Raw genomic sequence first — 15,724 nt, 5'->3', positions numbered from 1 at the left:
CCCTCTGTTACGCCAAACGGCGCGCCGGCCTGCCATCGCCGTGCTGCGGCGCTCATGGCGGGTTGGGCCAATGGAAGTCCTCGCGGGCGACCGAAACGCTGAAGTCCATCGCCGCGCCCTGGCGCCACCAGCCGAACGGGACGAACAGCGCGTCGCCCGGCTGCAGCAGCACCGCATGCAGTTCCAGCCCGCGCAGCTGCGGCTGGCGCTCATGCAGGTCCGGCGCGGTCAGGTCGCCCAGCGCGCCGGCCTGGGCCAGCGGCTGCAGACGCGCCGCCTCGCCCGGCGGCGCCAGCCACAGGCGGCGCTGGCCGTGCAGCTGCAGCAGCAGGCGGTTGCAGGGTTCGGGCGCGGCCAGGGTGCCGCTGCCGGCCGCCTCCAGCCACAGCCGGCCCGGGTCGTGTCCACGCAGCAGGCGCATCAGGTGGCCCAGGCGCGGGGCCAGGTCCGGCAGCGTCTCCAGCGCGCCGGTCAGGCGCGGCTGACGGCCTGGCGTGTCCGCGGGCTGCAGCGCCTGCTGCACGAACCGGCCCAGCGTGCTGGCCTGACCGTGGGCATCGACCAGCGGCGCGTCGCCGTGGGTCGAGACCAGGGCCTGCGGCGCCCAGCGTCCCAGGCCTTCCTCGATCTCCCCGGCCAGCAGCACCGGCCAGTTGGCGGCGTAGTGCTCGTCCAGGAACACGCCGGCGGTCAGGCCGCCACGGCGCGGCACGCTGCGGTTGCGCGCCGACAGCGCGCGCAGCCGCTGCAGGCGGGCGAGCACCTCGCTCGCATCCGGCGATGGCGGCAGGGCCGGGCCCGCCGCGCGCGCATGCGGGCAGGCCGCTACCGGCGTGTCTGCCGGCAGCGGCGTGGCGCCCTCGAAGCCCGGCAAGCGCAGCCTGCTGCGGTGATCGGCCGCCCCGGGCGCGCCATCGGCATCGGTGCCGCGGAAATAGAACTTCTGCCACTTCGCGCCCGGCGCGGCCTGCGGCGTGGCGGCGACCTGCGCCTGGAAGGCGTCGCGCGCCTGGCTCCACTGCTCGAAGCGGCGCTTGAGCTCGGGCGCCTCGTCGATCGGCGCGATGCGCGGCACCACCGCGTCGAGCAGGTCGCGCGGCAGCGGGAACAGGAAGGCCAGCGGCTCGTTTTCCTCGAAGCGCACCACGTGCCCGGCGCGGGTGAAGCGCCAGTTCATGGTGAAGGTGTACGGCGCCCAGTCGGTCTCGATGATCCCGCCCAGCGCGGCCACGCCGTCCTTGGCCAGGTTGGGCGACCCGCCCACCCACAGGTTGTGCCCGGGCGAGGTGCGGAACAGCCCGGGCACATGGAAGGTGAAGGTGCCCTGCCCGAACAGCGCCACCGGCGCGTCCTGCGCCGGCGTGCCCGGATCGGCCTGGATGCGCACGTCCTGCGGCAGCGGCCCGCCGTTCCAGTACGCCTGGAAGCCGCACGGGCTGAGCAGCTCCCAGCCGTGCGCATTGGCGATGCCCAGCGGCAGGCAGCGGTAGGCGAAGCTTTCCGGGCTGGCGTCCATCCAGGCGCGCCGCGGGCTGGCCGCACGCAGCCGCGGCTTCCAGCCCGGATAGACGTAGCAGGTCAGCTCCATCGCGGCGCTGGCCTCAGAACGTCGCGCGCAGGCTCAGCGTGCCCTGCTGATCGCTCCAGCCGTCGGCCCATTGCCCGCGCCAGGGCCAGCGACAGCGTCCACGGCCCGCGATGCCCGGTCAGCGCCGCGCCGGCTTCGCCGACATCGCGCGCGATGCCATCGCGGTTGCCGTCGAACAGCGTGCCGTCGGCGGCGGTGAGCGCGTAGCGCTGACCCTGCCCGGCCTGCGCGCGGCGATAGCCGACGTGCAGCTCCGGCGTCCAGCGCACCCCGCCGGCCTGATCGAAGCTGCGCGACAGCCCCAGCGCGGCGTACGGCGCCACCAGGGTCTCGCGCCGGGCCTGGCCACCGACCTTGAACGCATCGGGCACATCGCCGGTCTCGACGAAGGCCTCGCCGGTCAGGCGCGTGGCCACCACGCCGGCCACCGGCGTCAGCTGCGCCTGGCCGACGTCCAGCGGCAGCGCCAGCTGCAGCGCCGCGGTGGCCGCGTCGGTGCCGCGGCTGGAGAAGGCCAGGCCGATGCCGGTCTGGCGCCAGGCGTGCTCGCGCGCATGGGCATAGCCCAGCATCGCCGACACGCCCAGCGGCCCGATCAGCTGCGAGCCGTACACGGCCACGCGCGTGACATCGCTGCGGCCGCGGCTGCCCAGCTGGTCATGCAGCCAGGCGTTGTCCGTGCCGACCGCCAGGCCCAGCCGCGTGCCCTGGCCGAGCGTCCAGTCGGTGCCCACCTGCGTGGCGGTGGAGCGCGCGCCGAAGCCGACCTGATCGCTCGCCCCTTCGACATCCAGATCCTGGTAGCGCAGCTGCACCCAGCCACGCGCCGCCGGGTCGAGGCCGGCATCGCGGTTGAACAAGGTATTGCCGTCGCCCTCGACCCGCAGGCGCGCCAGCAGGCCCATCGCATCGGCCTGGCTGGACAGCGCCAGCGCGGTGGCCTGGCGACTGAACAGCTCGCCATCGTTGGGCGCGATGCGCACCGGCGCGGTGGGGGTCGGAGTTGGTGTCGGAGTTGGGGTTGGGGTGGGAGTAGGTGTGGGCGTCGGTGTTGGAGTGGGGGTTGGGGTTGGGGTTGGGGTTGGGGTTGGGGTGGGCGTCGGAGTCGGCGTTGGCGTTGGGGTTGGAGTTGGCGTCGGCGTCGGCGTCGGCGTCGGCGTGCCCAGCGTCAGGTAGGCATTGTTGGCGTCGTAGCTGACCGAGGTCGGGAAGCCGACCGGCGGCGTGGTGCCCGCCGCATTGGTCACGGTGGCGAACGTTCCGCTGATGCCGCCGCCGGCGGTGACGAAGCTGCGCGTGGCTGACGCATAGGTGCCCGGCGCCCAGGCGAAGGCCACCGTGCCGGCCAGCGTGGCGGTGCCGGCATAACCCGGATTGCCGCCGACGTTGAGCTGGTCGATGGCCGTGGGCGTGACCCCGACCACCAGCGTGCCGGTGGCGGTCTGCACGTAGTCGACGCCGCCGTAGGTGGGACCCAATGCGAGCGTATTGCCCGGCGTGCCGGATCGGCTCAAGTCCAGCGTGCCGGCGTTGTTGAGCGTCATGCGGCGAGCGCCGTCCTTTTCGAACGCAAGGCCGACGCCTGCGGCCAGAGTGGAGGCGGCATCGATGTTCAGTGCCGCATCGTTCTGATTGTTGGTTCCCTCCAGCCCCATGAGGCCGCTCAGGGTGACCACGCTGCCGTTGCGCAGATTCAGGGCATTCCAGCCGATGATTCCCACGCCGCGCGCCGCGTCGGCCTGGTGGAAAGCACCGTAGCCACTCAACTGCACCCCTTCCAGGTTCAAGCTGCTGACGCCACCGCCGGACGTGCCGGCGTTGAGGAAGGTCAGCCCGGCCAGGTCGGCCGCGCCGAGTCCGCGCAGGGTCATGTTGCCCACGCCGATGTCGATGCCGCCGCGTACCGCACCGCCGGTCCACAGCACCGTGGTCGGCGCGGCGACGGTAGGACCGAAGAAATCCGGAACGGTGTCGCCGACGACCGACCCACCCTGCAGATTCAGTGTGGCACCCCCATGCAGCGCTATGGCGGTATAGACCGAGGTGATGGTGCCGGTGTTGTTGAGCACCAGCGCACGGCCGATGTTCAGACCGCCGACCAGGGTGCCGGCGTTGTTGAGGGTGAGCAGGTTGCCCGCTGGCGAGCCGGTCAGACCGGTGCCCTGGTCCCAGACGGCTTCCACGTTGTTGATGCCGCCGCGCGGGGTGGAGCCATCGTTGGCGGCGGCATCGGCGGCCGCGATGGTGGCGCCCTGGGCGACATCCAGGGTGACCTGATCGCCGCCGGCCACGGTCAGGCCGGTATAGCCCTGGATCGTGCCGTTGACGGTGAGATGGACGGAGGCGTTCAGGCCGGTGCCATCGACGCTGCTTCCGCTGCCGCCAAGACCGGTGAGCGTCAGTCCGTTGCCGCCGGTGTTGCTGTCGACGATGTTGCCGTCGACCCGCACGTTCATGCTGCGGTTGCTGGTCCCGGGCGTGTTGGTGGTCCACTGGTTGATGCGCGCGCCGTTGGCGCCGCCCGTGGTCACGTTGCCGGCGATCACCGTGTTCACCGGGCCATTCAAGTTGTCCACGACCAGGCCGCCGCCGGTCGCGTTCTGCAGCAACGCGCCGGCGGCCACCTGGAGATCGCTGCCCGCTGCGCCTCGGTTGGTGACGTAAAGGCCGAACCCTGGAAAGATGGCGGTGCTGCTACTGACCACCTGGCCCAGAACCAGCACCGAAGTCTTGCCGGCGCCGCCGTTGGTGGTGGTGGCCTGAATGCCGTAGGTGCCGCCATAGGTGATGTTGCCCACCTGCAGCGACAGGTCGCCATCGCCCGCCGTGGCCCGCAGGCCGTTGCCGCTGCTGTCGATACTGCCGGTGGCCTGCACCGTCACCGCGCCCCCGGTGTTACCGATGTAAAGACCGTCGCCATTGCGCGCCGTGATCGTGCCGTTGCTGACCAGCGAAAGCGGCGCGCTGGTGCCGCTCACGTTCCAGAGGATGCCATTGCCGCCCGCGATGCCAGACTGCTGGGCGTCGGTGAAGCTGCCCGCGCCGGTCAGGGTCAGCGCGGTGGCGGTGTTGCCGACATCCACGCCAAAGCCGGCGGCCGTGCTGGCGGTGGTGACGGTGGGGCTGAAGACGATGGTCTGCCCGCTGGTGTTGGCGCTGGCGACGCCGTCGCAGATCCAGGTCTGTGGCGTCAGGTCGGTGCGCAGGACGCAGGCGGCCTGGGCGGCCTGTTGGCTGGCCAGCACGGCCAGGATGGAAATGCTCAGTGCGGCATAGCGCGGCACGGCCTTGCGCCGGATCGAATTCATGTCTGCTCCATGGCGGGACGAGGAAGCCGCCGCCCCGGTACCGGGACGGCGGCGCGGGCCCGCCTCGCACGGACTCGCAGTCCTCTGTTACGCCGCATGGGGGCGCGGGCCGCCACGCGTGGAGCGTTTTTTGTTCTTCTTGTGTTCGATGGGTCGCGGCGTGGGGAGCGATGCGTCCTTGCGGAAGGCTGAGAACAGCATCGGACCGACGCCTGTAGAGCGGAGCTCGCTCCGCTGAGGCTTGCCCAATGATCTGGCCGAAAGGCAGCGGAGCAAGCTCCGCTCTACAAAGAGGGCGCGACGTAGTCCGGGCGGCGCGCGGATGCGATGCGTCCTTGTCGAATGCGAAAGGGCAGCATCGGACCGACGCCTGTAGAGCGGAGCTCGCTCCGCTGGGGCTTTCCCGATGATCCGGTCGAAAGGCAGCGGAGCAAGCTCCGCTCTACAAGGTGGGCGCGACGTGGTGCGGGGCGGCACGCGGGTGCGATGCGTCCTTGCCGAATGCCAAAGGGCAGCACCCGACCGACGCCTGTAGAGCGGAGCTCGCTCCGCTGGGGCTTTCCCGATGCTCTGGTCGAAAGGCAGCGGAGCAAGCTCCGCTCTACAAGCAGGGCGCGGCGTGGTGCGGGGCGGCACGCGGATGCGATGCGTCCTTGCCGAATGCCAAAAGGCAGCGTCGGACCGACGCCTGTAGAGCGGAGCTCGCTCCGCTGGGGCTTTCCCGATGCTCTGGTCGAAAGGCAGCGGAGCAAGCTCCGCTCTACAAGGAGGGCGCGAAGTGGTTCGGGGCCGCACGCGGGCGCGATGCGTCCTTGCCGAATGCGAAAGGGCAGCATCGGACCGACGCCTGTAGAGCGGAGCTCGCTCCGCTGGGGCTTTCCCGATGCTCTGGTCGAAAGACAGCGGAGCAAGCTCCGCTCTACAAGGAGGGCGCGGCGTGGTCGACTGCGGCGAAGAACCAAGGCTTTGACGGAGCGCTGGACGGGCCCCGTCCGGGCGCCTGGCTCAGGTGCCCAGCGCTTCGTACAGCAGGGCCTTGGCGATGGCCCAGTCGCGCTGCACGGTGCGCTCGGAGACGCCCAGGGCCAGGGCGGTCTCGGCGTCGGAATAGCCAGCGAAATAGCGGCATTCGACGAGGCGCGCCAGGCGCGGCTGCTGGCGCTCCAGTTCGGCCAGGGCCTCGTCGAGGGCGACGATGCGCTCGTCGCTCTCGGCCAGCACCTCGACGGTGTCGATGTCCAGCAGCGCGCGGCCCGGGTCGCGCTTGTGGCGCAGGCGCGCGCGGGCGTGGCTCACCAGCACCTGGCGCATGGCCAGGGCGGCGGTGTTGAGGAAATGGGCCTGGCCTTCGAAGGCGCCGTGGCGGCTCAGCTTGAGGTAGGCCTCGTGCACCAGCGCGGTGGTCTCCAGCGTGGCCGCGCGCGGAAAGGCCCGGCCGCGCTCGCGACGGGCCAGGCGCTTGAGGTCGGCATAGAACATGCGCGCCAGATCATCGACCAGCGACGCGTCTGGCGGTGGGGGAATGGAGGCCATGGCGACTAGATTCTGCCCCACGCCGCGCGCGGCCGTGCGATTCAGGCGCGCTCCGCCCGACGCACGTCCTTGCCGGCGGCCGCGGTCGACGCGCGGCGGGCCTGGGCCAGCAGCTGCTGCGCCTGGGCGATGCGCGGGCTCTGCGGCAGGTCCAGGGTGCGGCGCAGCGCCAGCGAGGCGTCCAGCAGGCGCACGGCGCCGGCGGCATCGCCCTGGGCCAGCGCGGCACGGCCCTCGATCAGCTGGCCCTCGGCGATCATCGAGCGCAGGAAGGGGGCCAGTGCGCTGGCGCGCGCCTCTTCGGTCGCGGCGTGCGCGCGGCGGGCGGCGCCGGCGGCATCGCCGCCGGCCAGGGCCAGCTCGGCCTCGGCCAGCGCGCGATGCAGGCGGCGGGTCTGCGCCTTGGGGCCATCGCCACTGAGCGGCTTGAGCCTGGCGTAACCGGCCCGCGCCTGGGCCAGCTGGCCCTGCGCCAACAGCGCGCGCACGCGCAGCAGCATGTTGAAGTCGTTCGGCCCGGCGTTGCCGCGCGTGCCCATCAGTCGGTCGCATTCGTCCAGCAGCTGCCGGGCCTCAGCGTGGCGGCCCAGCTCGACCAGCGCCTCGGCCTCGCGCTGCAGGTTGCTGGTCAGCACGGTGCCGCCCGGATCGGCCTGCCGCGCCAGGCGCACGGCCTGCCGCGCATCGATCAACGCCGCCGCCGGATCGCCGGCACGCACCTTGGCCCGGCTGCTGGTCGACAGGGTCTGGATGACCAGGAACAAGGCCTCGGGGCTGGTGTCCTGACGCGGCGCGGCGGCGCGGGCCAGGGCTGCTTCGATCAGACCTTCGCGGGCGCGATCGGCATTGACCAGCGCCACGGCCAGGGTGGCGCGCGCGCGCACCAGGGCGAAGTCGTTCTCCGCGGCCGAGCCTTGAGCGCGCTGGATGCCGCGGCGCAGGTCGGCCTCGGCGGCGGCGTGTTCGTAGGCGTAGCTCTCGGTCTCGCCCAGCTGGACGTAGTAGCCGGCCAGGGACGGGTTGGGGTCGCCATCGGCCTGGATGGACACCTGCACCGAACGCCTCAGCGCCGGCACAGCCTCGGCGGTCTTGCCGCGGTAAGCGGTGGCGACGCCCTGCAGCTGCAGGGCGCGGGCCAGCTCGGACGAAGGCGGATACGCCGACAGGATGGCCACGGCCTGGGTCGCATCGTCCAGGGCGCGGCCGGGATCGTTGGTGTAGTTATTGGTGGCCGAGGCGATCAGCAGCCGGCCGCGCAGCTGCGAGCGCGTGTCGCCCCGGCGGTCGAGGATGGCGCGGGCCTGGGTGAGCAGGGCTTCGGCCTGGTCGTGATCGTTGAAGGTGACCCGCGCCTGCGCGATCAGGTCGCTGGCCAGTTCGATCGAATCCGGCCCGTAGAGCTGACGGCTCAGCGCGACGGCCTGCTGGCGCATCGGCAGCTGCTCGGTGCTCAGCGCGAACTCGTCGTACAGGTTGCCGAACAGGCGCAGCAGCGCCAGCTTGTTCTCCGGCGCCTGATCCAGCTCGGACTGGATGCGCGCCGCGCCGATGTCCAGCAGCTCGCGCGCGGTGGTCTGGCGCGCGCGCACCGGGTCGGCCTGGCGGCTGGTGTTGGTGCGGAACAGATCGACCATGAAGGCCTGCATCGCCGCGGCCCGCTGCGCCTCGCGCTGGGTGCGGCGCTCCTGCCAGGCCAGCGTCACCAGGCCGGTGCCCAGCGCCAGGAAGGCCACGCCCACCAGCGCCAGTCCGCGCCAGTGCCGGCGCACGTAGCGGCGCGCCTGGTAGCTGCGCGCGCCGGCGCGGGCCAGCACCGGGCGGTGTTCCAGATGGCGACGGATGTCCTCGGCCAGGGCGCGCGCGTCGGGGTAGCGTTGCTCGGCCGCGGGCCGCATCGCGCGCGCGACGATGGCATCCAGGTCGCCGCGCAGCGCGCGTGCCGGCACCGGGCCGTCGGCGGCCACCGCGCGGCTGGGCGGCGGCGGTTCGGCCGCGGCCAGGCGCCGCACCGCGGTGGCCAGCGCGCTGCCCTGCATGGCCCAGGGCAGGCGGCCGGCGAGCAGTTCGTACAGCGTCACGCCCAGCGCGTAGACGTCGGTGGCGGTGCCCACCAGGCCGCCGTCGAGCTGTTCCGGCGCGGCATAGGACGGGGACAGCTGCAGCGTGCGCGTGGTGCTGGCCGCATCGCCACCAGGTGCGTCCTCGAGCAGCCGGGCCAGGCCGAAATCCAGCAGCCGCGCCTGGCCGTCGTCGGTGACCAGGATGTTGGCCGGCTTGATGTCGCGGTGGACGACCAGCCGGGTGTGGGCATAGGCGACCGCGTCGCAGACCTGCAGGAACAGCGCCAGACGCTCGGCCACGCCGCTGTGGCGCGCCTGGCACCAGCTGACCAGGTCCTGGCCCTGGACGTATTCCATGGCCATCCAGGCCAGGCCCTCGTCGGTCACGCCGCCGTCGTAGAGCCGGGCGATGCCCGGGTGCACCAGCGAGGCCAGGATGTCGCGCTCGGCCGACAGCCGGCCCTGCAGCGGGTCGGGCACCTGGGCGATGAGCTTGATCGCCACCTGCTGGCGGAAGCCGCCGGCGATGCGCTCGGCCAGCCACACCTGGGCCATGCCGCCGGCGCCGAGCCAGCGCAGCAATCGATAAGGCCCGACCACGCGGCCGGGCGTGCGCGGATCGGCCTCCTGCGCCGCGCCTTCGCCGAACGGAGAACGGTCCAGGAAGCCGTCGCCGCCCTCGGCCAGGGCCAGCAGCCGCTGCAGGCGTTCGAGCCGATCCGGCTGTCCCTCGCAGGCGCGCGCCAGCGCCGCCTGGCGCTGCGCCGGCGGCAAGGCCAACAGCTGCTCCAGCAGGGCGTGCACGCCCTGCTCGTCGCTCTGCGTCATCGGAAGGTCCCAGGCCAGTCCCCCTGCCCCGCGCCGGAGCATAGCGCGGCGCGGCCCGGCCAGGCCCCGGAAACAGCGACGCCGGCCCCCCACGGACCGGCGTCGGTGTGGGCCGGCGTGACTCGCCCCGGCCCTTGGCGCCCCTTCCAGGGAATTACTTCGTGATATCCACGTCCTTGGTCTCGCGCAGGAAGATCGCGCCGATCACCAGGGTCATCAGCGCGATGCCGATCGGATACCACAGGCCGTAGTACATGTTGCCCGTCGCCGCGACCAGGCCGAAGGAGATCGTCGGCAGGAAGCCGCCGAACCAGCCGTTGCCGATGTGGTACGGCAGCGACATGGAGGTGTAGCGGATGCGGGTCGGGAACAGCTCGACCAGCCAGGCCGCGATCGGCGCATAGACCATGGTCACGAACAGCGCCAGCACGAACAGCACCGCGATCACCATCGGCTTGTTGATGCGCGCCGGGTCGGCCTTCTCCGGATAACCGGCGCCGGTCAGCGCACCCTTGAGCTGCTTGCCGAAGGCATCGGCCTTGGCCTTGCCTTCGTCCTTGGACAGCCCGCCGCCCTCGTAGGAATTGATCTGGTTGCTGCCCACGTTGACCGTGGCGATGGTGCCCGGCGGGGCGGCCTTGACGGTGTAGGGCACGCCGGCCTTGGTCAGCGCCGTGGCGACGATGTCGCAGGAGCTGGTGAAGGTCTTCTTGCCGACCGGGTCGAACTGAAAGCTGCAGGTGTCCGGATCGGCGTTGATCACCACCGGCGCACTGGTGCGCGCCTCCTCGATGGCCGGGTTGGCGTAGTGGGTCAGCGCCTTGAACATCGGGATGTACAGCAGCGCGGCCAGCAGGCAGCCGCCCAGCACGATGACCTTGCGGCCGATGCGGTCGGACAGCCAGCCGAAGAACAGGAAGAACGGCGTGGCCAGCGCCAGCGCGCCGGCGATCAGCAGCGCGCCGGTGGTGGCATCCACCTTGAGCGCCTGGGTCAGGAAGAACAGCGCGTAGAACTGGCCGCCGTACCACACCACGGCCTGGCCGGCGGTGGCGCCCAGCAGCACCAGCAGCATCAGCTTGAAGTTGCCGCCCTTGAGGCTGTCGCGGAACGGGGTCTTGGAGCCCTTGCCCTCGGCCTTCATCTGCTGGAACAGCGGCGACTCGCTCAGCTGCATGCGGATCCACACCGACACGCCCAGCAGGATGATCGAGACCAGGAACGGGATGCGCCAGCCCCAGGCCTCGAAGGCCTCGTTGCCCAGCGCGCTGCGGCAGGCCAGGATGATCAGCAGCGACAGGAACAGGCCGATGGTCGCGGTGCACTGGATGAAGCTGGTGTAGAAGCCGCGCTTGTTGGCCGGCGCGTGCTCGGCCACGTAGGTCGCCGCACCGCCGTACTCGCCGCCCATCGCCAGGCCCTCGGCCAGGCGCAGGCAGATCAGGATCACCGGCGCGGCCACGCCGATGGTGGCGTACGAGGGCAGCACGCCCACCAGGAAGGTGGACAGGCCCATGATCAGGATGGTCACCAGGAAGGTGTACTTGCGACCGATGCGATCGCCCAGGCTGCCGAAGAAGGCCGCGCCGAAGGGCCGCACGAAGAAGCCGGCGGCGAAGGCCAGCAGCGCGAAGATGAAGGCCGTGGTCTCGTTGACGCCGCTGAAGAACTGCTTGGCGATGATCGCCGCCAGCGAACCGTACAGGAAGAAGTCGTACCACTCGAACACGGTGCCCAGGGACGAAGCGAGGATGACCCGCTTGTGGCCCTGGGTGAGTCCGGCCGGCTGGCCGGCGGTGACGTTGACGCTGGACATGGGAGCTTTCCCTCGAAGCTGGATGCCGTGGTGCTGGCGTGGATGTCAGTTGGCCATGGAGCAGCCGTGGGTCTCGCGCCGGAAGGCGAGCCCTTCCGGCACGGGGCAGGCAGGTACAGCGCCCTAGAAGGTGTACTGGGCGCTGACGCTGACCTGGTTGCCGCTTTCGGTGGTGGTGTTGGCGGTGGTGCCGACGGTGTGCTCGAGCTTGTCGTGCATCGCCTCCAGGCCCAGCTTGTAGGGGCCGTTGGCGTAGATCAGGTTGAGCGCGGTCTGCCGGTTGTTGAGCAGGCCCACCGCCGTGCCGCGCCAACGCAGCACGTCGTCCTTGTCGGGGTTGTCCACCGCATAGAACGCGTTGAGGCTCCAGTTCTTGTTGAAGCTGTAGCCCACCTGCGCGTAGCCGCCGGTTTCGGAGATGTCGCCGAACTGCGAGAGCGCGCCGAAGTTCTGGCCCATGCCGTTGCCAGTAAAGGCGAACGCCTTGATGTTCCAGTTGCCGGGCTTGACCATGCCGCCCACTTCGAAGGCGGTGCTCTTGATGTCCGAACGGATCGGCGTGGGCGTGGCGCCGTCGACGCCGCTCAGGTCGATCTTGGAGTAGTGCCCGGCGGCATAGGCCACCCAGTTGCTGCCGGCCACGCGCACGCGCGCCTCGACCTGCGGGTTGAAGCCGGCGTTGCCGCCGGTGAGGTAGTTGGTGGTGCTGCCCGGGCCGGACCAGTTGCCGCTGAAGGCGCCCACGTCCAGGCGCCACTTCGGGCCATCCGAACCGTGGTTGAGGTCCTGCATGACCACCACGCCCGGATAGCGCCAGCCGATCATGCCGGTGCCGAAGCCGAGCGGGAAGGCCACGTGGGCGACCGAATCGGGCACGTTGTCCAGCGGGAACATCAGCGTCCACTGCTGGCCCACGCGCACCTTGGTGCCGGTGGCGGCATTGTCCATGTCCAGGTAGGCCTGGCGCAGGCGCGGGACCGGCTGCTGGCCACTGTAGGCGCCGGTGCCGTTGTTGCCGCCGAAGAAATCCATCTCCAGGCGCGCGCCGCCGGTCCAGTGCTCACCCATCTTGGCGCCGGTGATGTCCACCCAGAAGCGGGTGTTGCGGATGTCCACGCCGCTCAGGTCGCCCTTGCCGCCAGGCGTGGGCCACTCGGCGTTCTGGCCGTTGCCGAAGTTGAACGGCCGCGACTGCTGGAAGGCCGTGGCGTTGACGAAGCCGTGGAAGGCCACCGACATGCCCGGCGCGGTCGTGAACTGCGGCGCGGCCGGCTTGGCGGCGGCGGTGGCCTTGACCTCATCCAATTGGGTCTTGGTGTCGGCCACCTGGGTCTGGGTCTGGCTGACCTGGCTCTGGGTCTGCACGACCTGCGCCTGGGTCTGCTGCTGCGCCGAGAGCAGCTGCTGCACCTGCGCCTCGAGCTGGGCGACACGCGCCTCGAGCGCCTTCTCCTTCTTCGACTGCGCCAGGGCCACGCCCGGCGCCATCAAGGCCACGATCATGGCGAGCGCCAATGGGCGACGCGCCATCGTTGCGATGCGTGTGGTCATGCTCCCCTCTCCCAAGAGTCCGGTGATTCACCGCGGCGCGCCCTCCCCTTTGCGAGAGCGCGATGTGCGCCGCAGATTGCGCACGCATGACAGCGCCCACCATTCGCCTTTGGTCTCAAAACAAGGGCTTTAAGACCATGGTCTAAGCCAGCTGCTGCACTGCGCAAACAGTGGATCGGTCAAACTTCAAGGCCTCGACAAGTCGCTGGCCGCACCCCGCAACGGTTGGTCCATCCGCCACGTTCCAAGCAAGATGAGGTAAGGAGATTCCATGTCTGATCTGTATCCCGTCGATCCCGCATTCGCCAGCCAGGCCCTGGTCGATGCGCAGGCCTATGCGCGCGACTACAAGGCGTCGGTGGAAGCACCCGACGCGTTCTGGGCCAAGGCGGCGCAGCGACTGGACTGGATGAAGGCGCCGACGCAGATCAAGGACGTCAGCTTCGACATCGACGACTTCCGCATCAACTGGTTCGCCGATGGCGAGCTCAACGCCAGCGTCAACTGCCTGGACCGCCAGCTGGAGAAGCGCGGCGACAAGATCGCCCTGCTGTTCGAACCCGACAGCCCCGACAGCCAGAGCGTTGGTGTGACCTATCGCGAGTTGCATGCGCGCGTGTGCAAGCTGGCCAACGCGCTGCGCAAGCTGGGCGTGGTCAAGGGCGACCGGGTCACCATCTACCTGCCGATGATCCCCGACGCGGCCGTGGCGATGCTGGCCTGCGCGCGCATCGGCGCGGTGCACTCGGTGGTGTTCGGCGGCTTCGCGCCCAACTCCATCGCCGACCGCGTGTCCGACTGCGGCAGCAAGCTGATCATCACCGCCGACGAAGGCCTGCGCGGCAGCAAGAAGGTGCCGCTCAAGGCCAATGTCGATGCCGCGCTCAAGCTGCCCGGCACCAACAGCGTGGAGACCGTGCTGGTGGTGCGCCACACCGGCGGCGCGGTGCAGATGCAGGCCCCGCGCGACCGCTGGTTCCACGACGTGGTCGAGGGCCAGCCGGAGACCTGCGAGCCCGAGCGCATGAACGCCGAGGATCCGCTGTTCATCCTCTACACCTCCGGCAGCACCGGCAAGCCCAAGGGCGTGCTGCACACCACCGGCGGCTACCTGCTGTGGGCGGCCTACACGCACGAGGTGGTGTTCGACCTGAAGGAGGACGACATCTACTGGTGCACGGCCGACGTGGGCTGGGTCACCGGCCACAGCTACATCGTCTACGGCCCGCTGGCCAACGGCGCCACCTCGCTGATCTTCGAGGGCGTGCCCAACTACCCGAGCAACTCGCGCTTCTGGGAGGTCGTGGACAAGCACCAGGTCACGCTGTTCTACACCGCGCCCACCGCGATCCGCGCGCTGATGCGCGATGGCGACGCGCCGGTGAAGAAGACCTCGCGCAAGAGCCTGCGCCTGCTCGGCACGGTGGGCGAGCCGATCAACCCCGAGGCCTGGCGCTGGTATTACGAGGTGGTCGGCGATTCCCGCTGCCCGATCGTGGACACCTGGTGGCAGACCGAGACCGGCGGCCACATGATCACGCCGATCCCCGGCGCCACCCCGCTCAAGCCCGGCTCGGCCACCGTGCCCTTCTTCGGCGTGCAGCCGGCGCTGGTGGACGCCAACGGCGCCGAACTGGACGGCGCGGCCGAGGGCAACCTGGTGATCAAGGACTCCTGGCCGGGCCAGATGCGCACGGTCTACGGCGACCACCAGCGCTTCATCGATACCTATTTCCGCACCTATCCGGGCACCTACTTCACCGGCGACGGCTGCCGCCGCGATGCCGATGGCTACTACTGGATCACCGGCCGCGTGGACGATGTCATCAACGTCTCCGGCCACCGCATCGGCACGGCCGAGGTTGAAAGCGCGCTGGTCTCGCATCCCAAGGTGGCCGAAGCGGCGGTGGTGGGCTTCCCGCACGACATCAAGGGCCAGGGCATCTACGCCTACGTCACCCTGGTGGCCGGCGAGGCGCCCAGCGAGGAGCTGCACAAGGAGCTGATCGCCCACGTGCGCAAGGAGATCGGCCCGATCGCCTCGCCCGACCACCTGCAGTGGGCGCCGGGCCTGCCCAAGACGCGCTCGGGCAAGATCATGCGCCGCATCCTGCGCAAGATCGCCGAGAACGCGCCCGACCAGCTTGGCGACACCTCGACCCTGGCCGACCCCTCGGTGGTCGATTCGCTGGTGTCCGAGCGCAAGGTCAAATAAGACGTGATGGCGGCCGTGGGCAAGGAAGCATCGAAAGCCGATCGCCTGGTCTGGCACTATGCCAGTCGTACGGCGCACGACGCGTCGGACGCTTCCGTCCCCACGCCCCCCGCCTCCATGACCACACTGCTCATCGCCGACGACCATCCCCTGTTCCGGGAGGCCCTGCGCGGCGCCGTGCAGCGCGTGCTGCCCGGCGTGTCCCTGCACGAGGCCGACAGCGTCGATGCGCTGTACGCGCTGGTCGAGGCCAACCCCGACGCCGACCTGCTCCTGCTGGACCTCAACATGCCCGGCGCGCACGGCTTCAATGCGCTGGTGCACCTGCGCGCGCTGCATCCGCAGCTGCCGGTGGTGGTGGTGTCCGCACGCGAGGAACCGTCGGTGATGCGCCGCGCGCTGGACCATGGCGCGCTGGGCTTCATCCCCAAGTCGGCCGACTCGGACACCATCGGCGAGGCCATCGGCCTGGTGCTGGACGGCGAGCGCTGGGCGCCGGAGGAGGCGCACAACGCGCCGGCCATCGGCCGTGACGAGCAGGAGGTCGCCCAACGCCTGCGCGACCTGACCCCGCAGCAGTTCCGCGTGCTGCAGATGCTCGGCGCCGGCCGGCTCAACAAGCAGATCGCCTACGACCTGGGCGTGTCCGAGGCCACCATCAAGGCGCACGTCACCGCGATCCTGCGCAAGCTCGGCGTCACCAACCGCACCCAGGCCGTGCTGATGGCCGGGCGGCTGTCGGTGGATCCGGATGGGCTGACGCCGCCGCCGGAAGATCAGGACTGAACACCAGGGCCGCCGGTTTTCGCGAAGGCGGGACCGGGT

At 70.6% G+C, this 15,724-nt stretch carries 8 protein-coding genes; 2 read left to right on the top strand and 6 right to left on the bottom strand.

Annotated features, from left to right (window positions below; genetic code table 11):
• Positions 1-52: 52 nt before the first annotated feature.
• The 6 genes from ACFJIT_RS17255 to ACFJIT_RS17230 all read right to left on the bottom strand — a co-directional run bounded on the left by ACFJIT_RS17255 (position 53) and on the right by ACFJIT_RS17230 (position 12,684).
• The gene (locus ACFJIT_RS17255; RefSeq protein WP_379654399.1) at positions 53-1,588 is read right to left on the bottom strand and encodes a DUF6065 family protein; all 1,536 of its coding nucleotides are present in this window, start codon (positions 1,586-1,588) and stop codon (positions 53-55) included.
• Positions 1,579-4,896 (bottom strand): autotransporter domain-containing protein, encoded by a 3,318-nt coding sequence (locus ACFJIT_RS17250; protein ID WP_379654398.1) that lies wholly within the window; start codon positions 4,894-4,896, stop codon positions 1,579-1,581. The genes ACFJIT_RS17255 and ACFJIT_RS17250 overlap by 10 nt, the downstream gene beginning before the upstream one ends.
• Positions 4,897-5,901: 1,005 nt before the next feature.
• Positions 5,902-6,429 carry an ECF-type sigma factor gene (locus ACFJIT_RS17245; protein ID WP_379654397.1) on the bottom strand — a complete coding sequence of 176 codons (528 nt, stop codon included), beginning with the start codon at positions 6,427-6,429 and terminating at the stop codon, positions 5,902-5,904.
• A 41-nt stretch (positions 6,430-6,470) separates the two neighbouring features.
• A complete protein-coding gene (locus ACFJIT_RS17240) occupies positions 6,471-9,317 on the bottom strand; it encodes a protein kinase (protein WP_379654396.1) in 2,847 nt (948 codons plus the stop codon).
• 154 nt (positions 9,318-9,471) lie between these two features.
• Positions 9,472-11,133 carry an MFS transporter gene (locus ACFJIT_RS17235; protein ID WP_379654395.1) on the bottom strand — a complete coding sequence of 554 codons (1,662 nt, stop codon included), beginning with the start codon at positions 11,131-11,133 and terminating at the stop codon, positions 9,472-9,474.
• Positions 11,134-11,256: 123 nt separating this feature from the next.
• Positions 11,257-12,684, bottom strand: coding sequence for a hypothetical protein (locus ACFJIT_RS17230; protein WP_340648087.1), 1,428 nt, complete (start codon positions 12,682-12,684; stop codon positions 11,257-11,259).
• A 271-nt stretch (positions 12,685-12,955) separates the two neighbouring features.
• On the opposite strand from ACFJIT_RS17230, the gene acs reads away from it, so the two are divergent.
• Both acs and ACFJIT_RS17220 read left to right on the top strand, forming a co-directional pair.
• The gene (gene acs, locus ACFJIT_RS17225) at positions 12,956-14,899 is read left to right on the top strand and encodes an acetate--CoA ligase (RefSeq protein WP_130531901.1); all 1,944 of its coding nucleotides are present in this window, start codon (positions 12,956-12,958) and stop codon (positions 14,897-14,899) included.
• 117 nt (positions 14,900-15,016) lie between these two features.
• On the top strand, positions 15,017-15,685 hold the full coding sequence (locus ACFJIT_RS17220) for a response regulator transcription factor (RefSeq protein ID WP_130520703.1): 669 nt from the start codon (positions 15,017-15,019) through the stop codon (positions 15,683-15,685).
• Positions 15,686-15,724 lie beyond the last annotated feature (39 nt).

Origin of the sequence: Pseudoxanthomonas sp. UC19_8 (assembly GCF_042700505.1) — a bacterium.
Taxonomy (GTDB): Bacteria; Pseudomonadota; Gammaproteobacteria; order Xanthomonadales; family Xanthomonadaceae; genus Pseudoxanthomonas_A; species Pseudoxanthomonas_A winnipegensis.
Note: the sequence above shows the minus strand (reverse complement) of the source record. Positions and strands in the feature narration are given on the sequence as shown.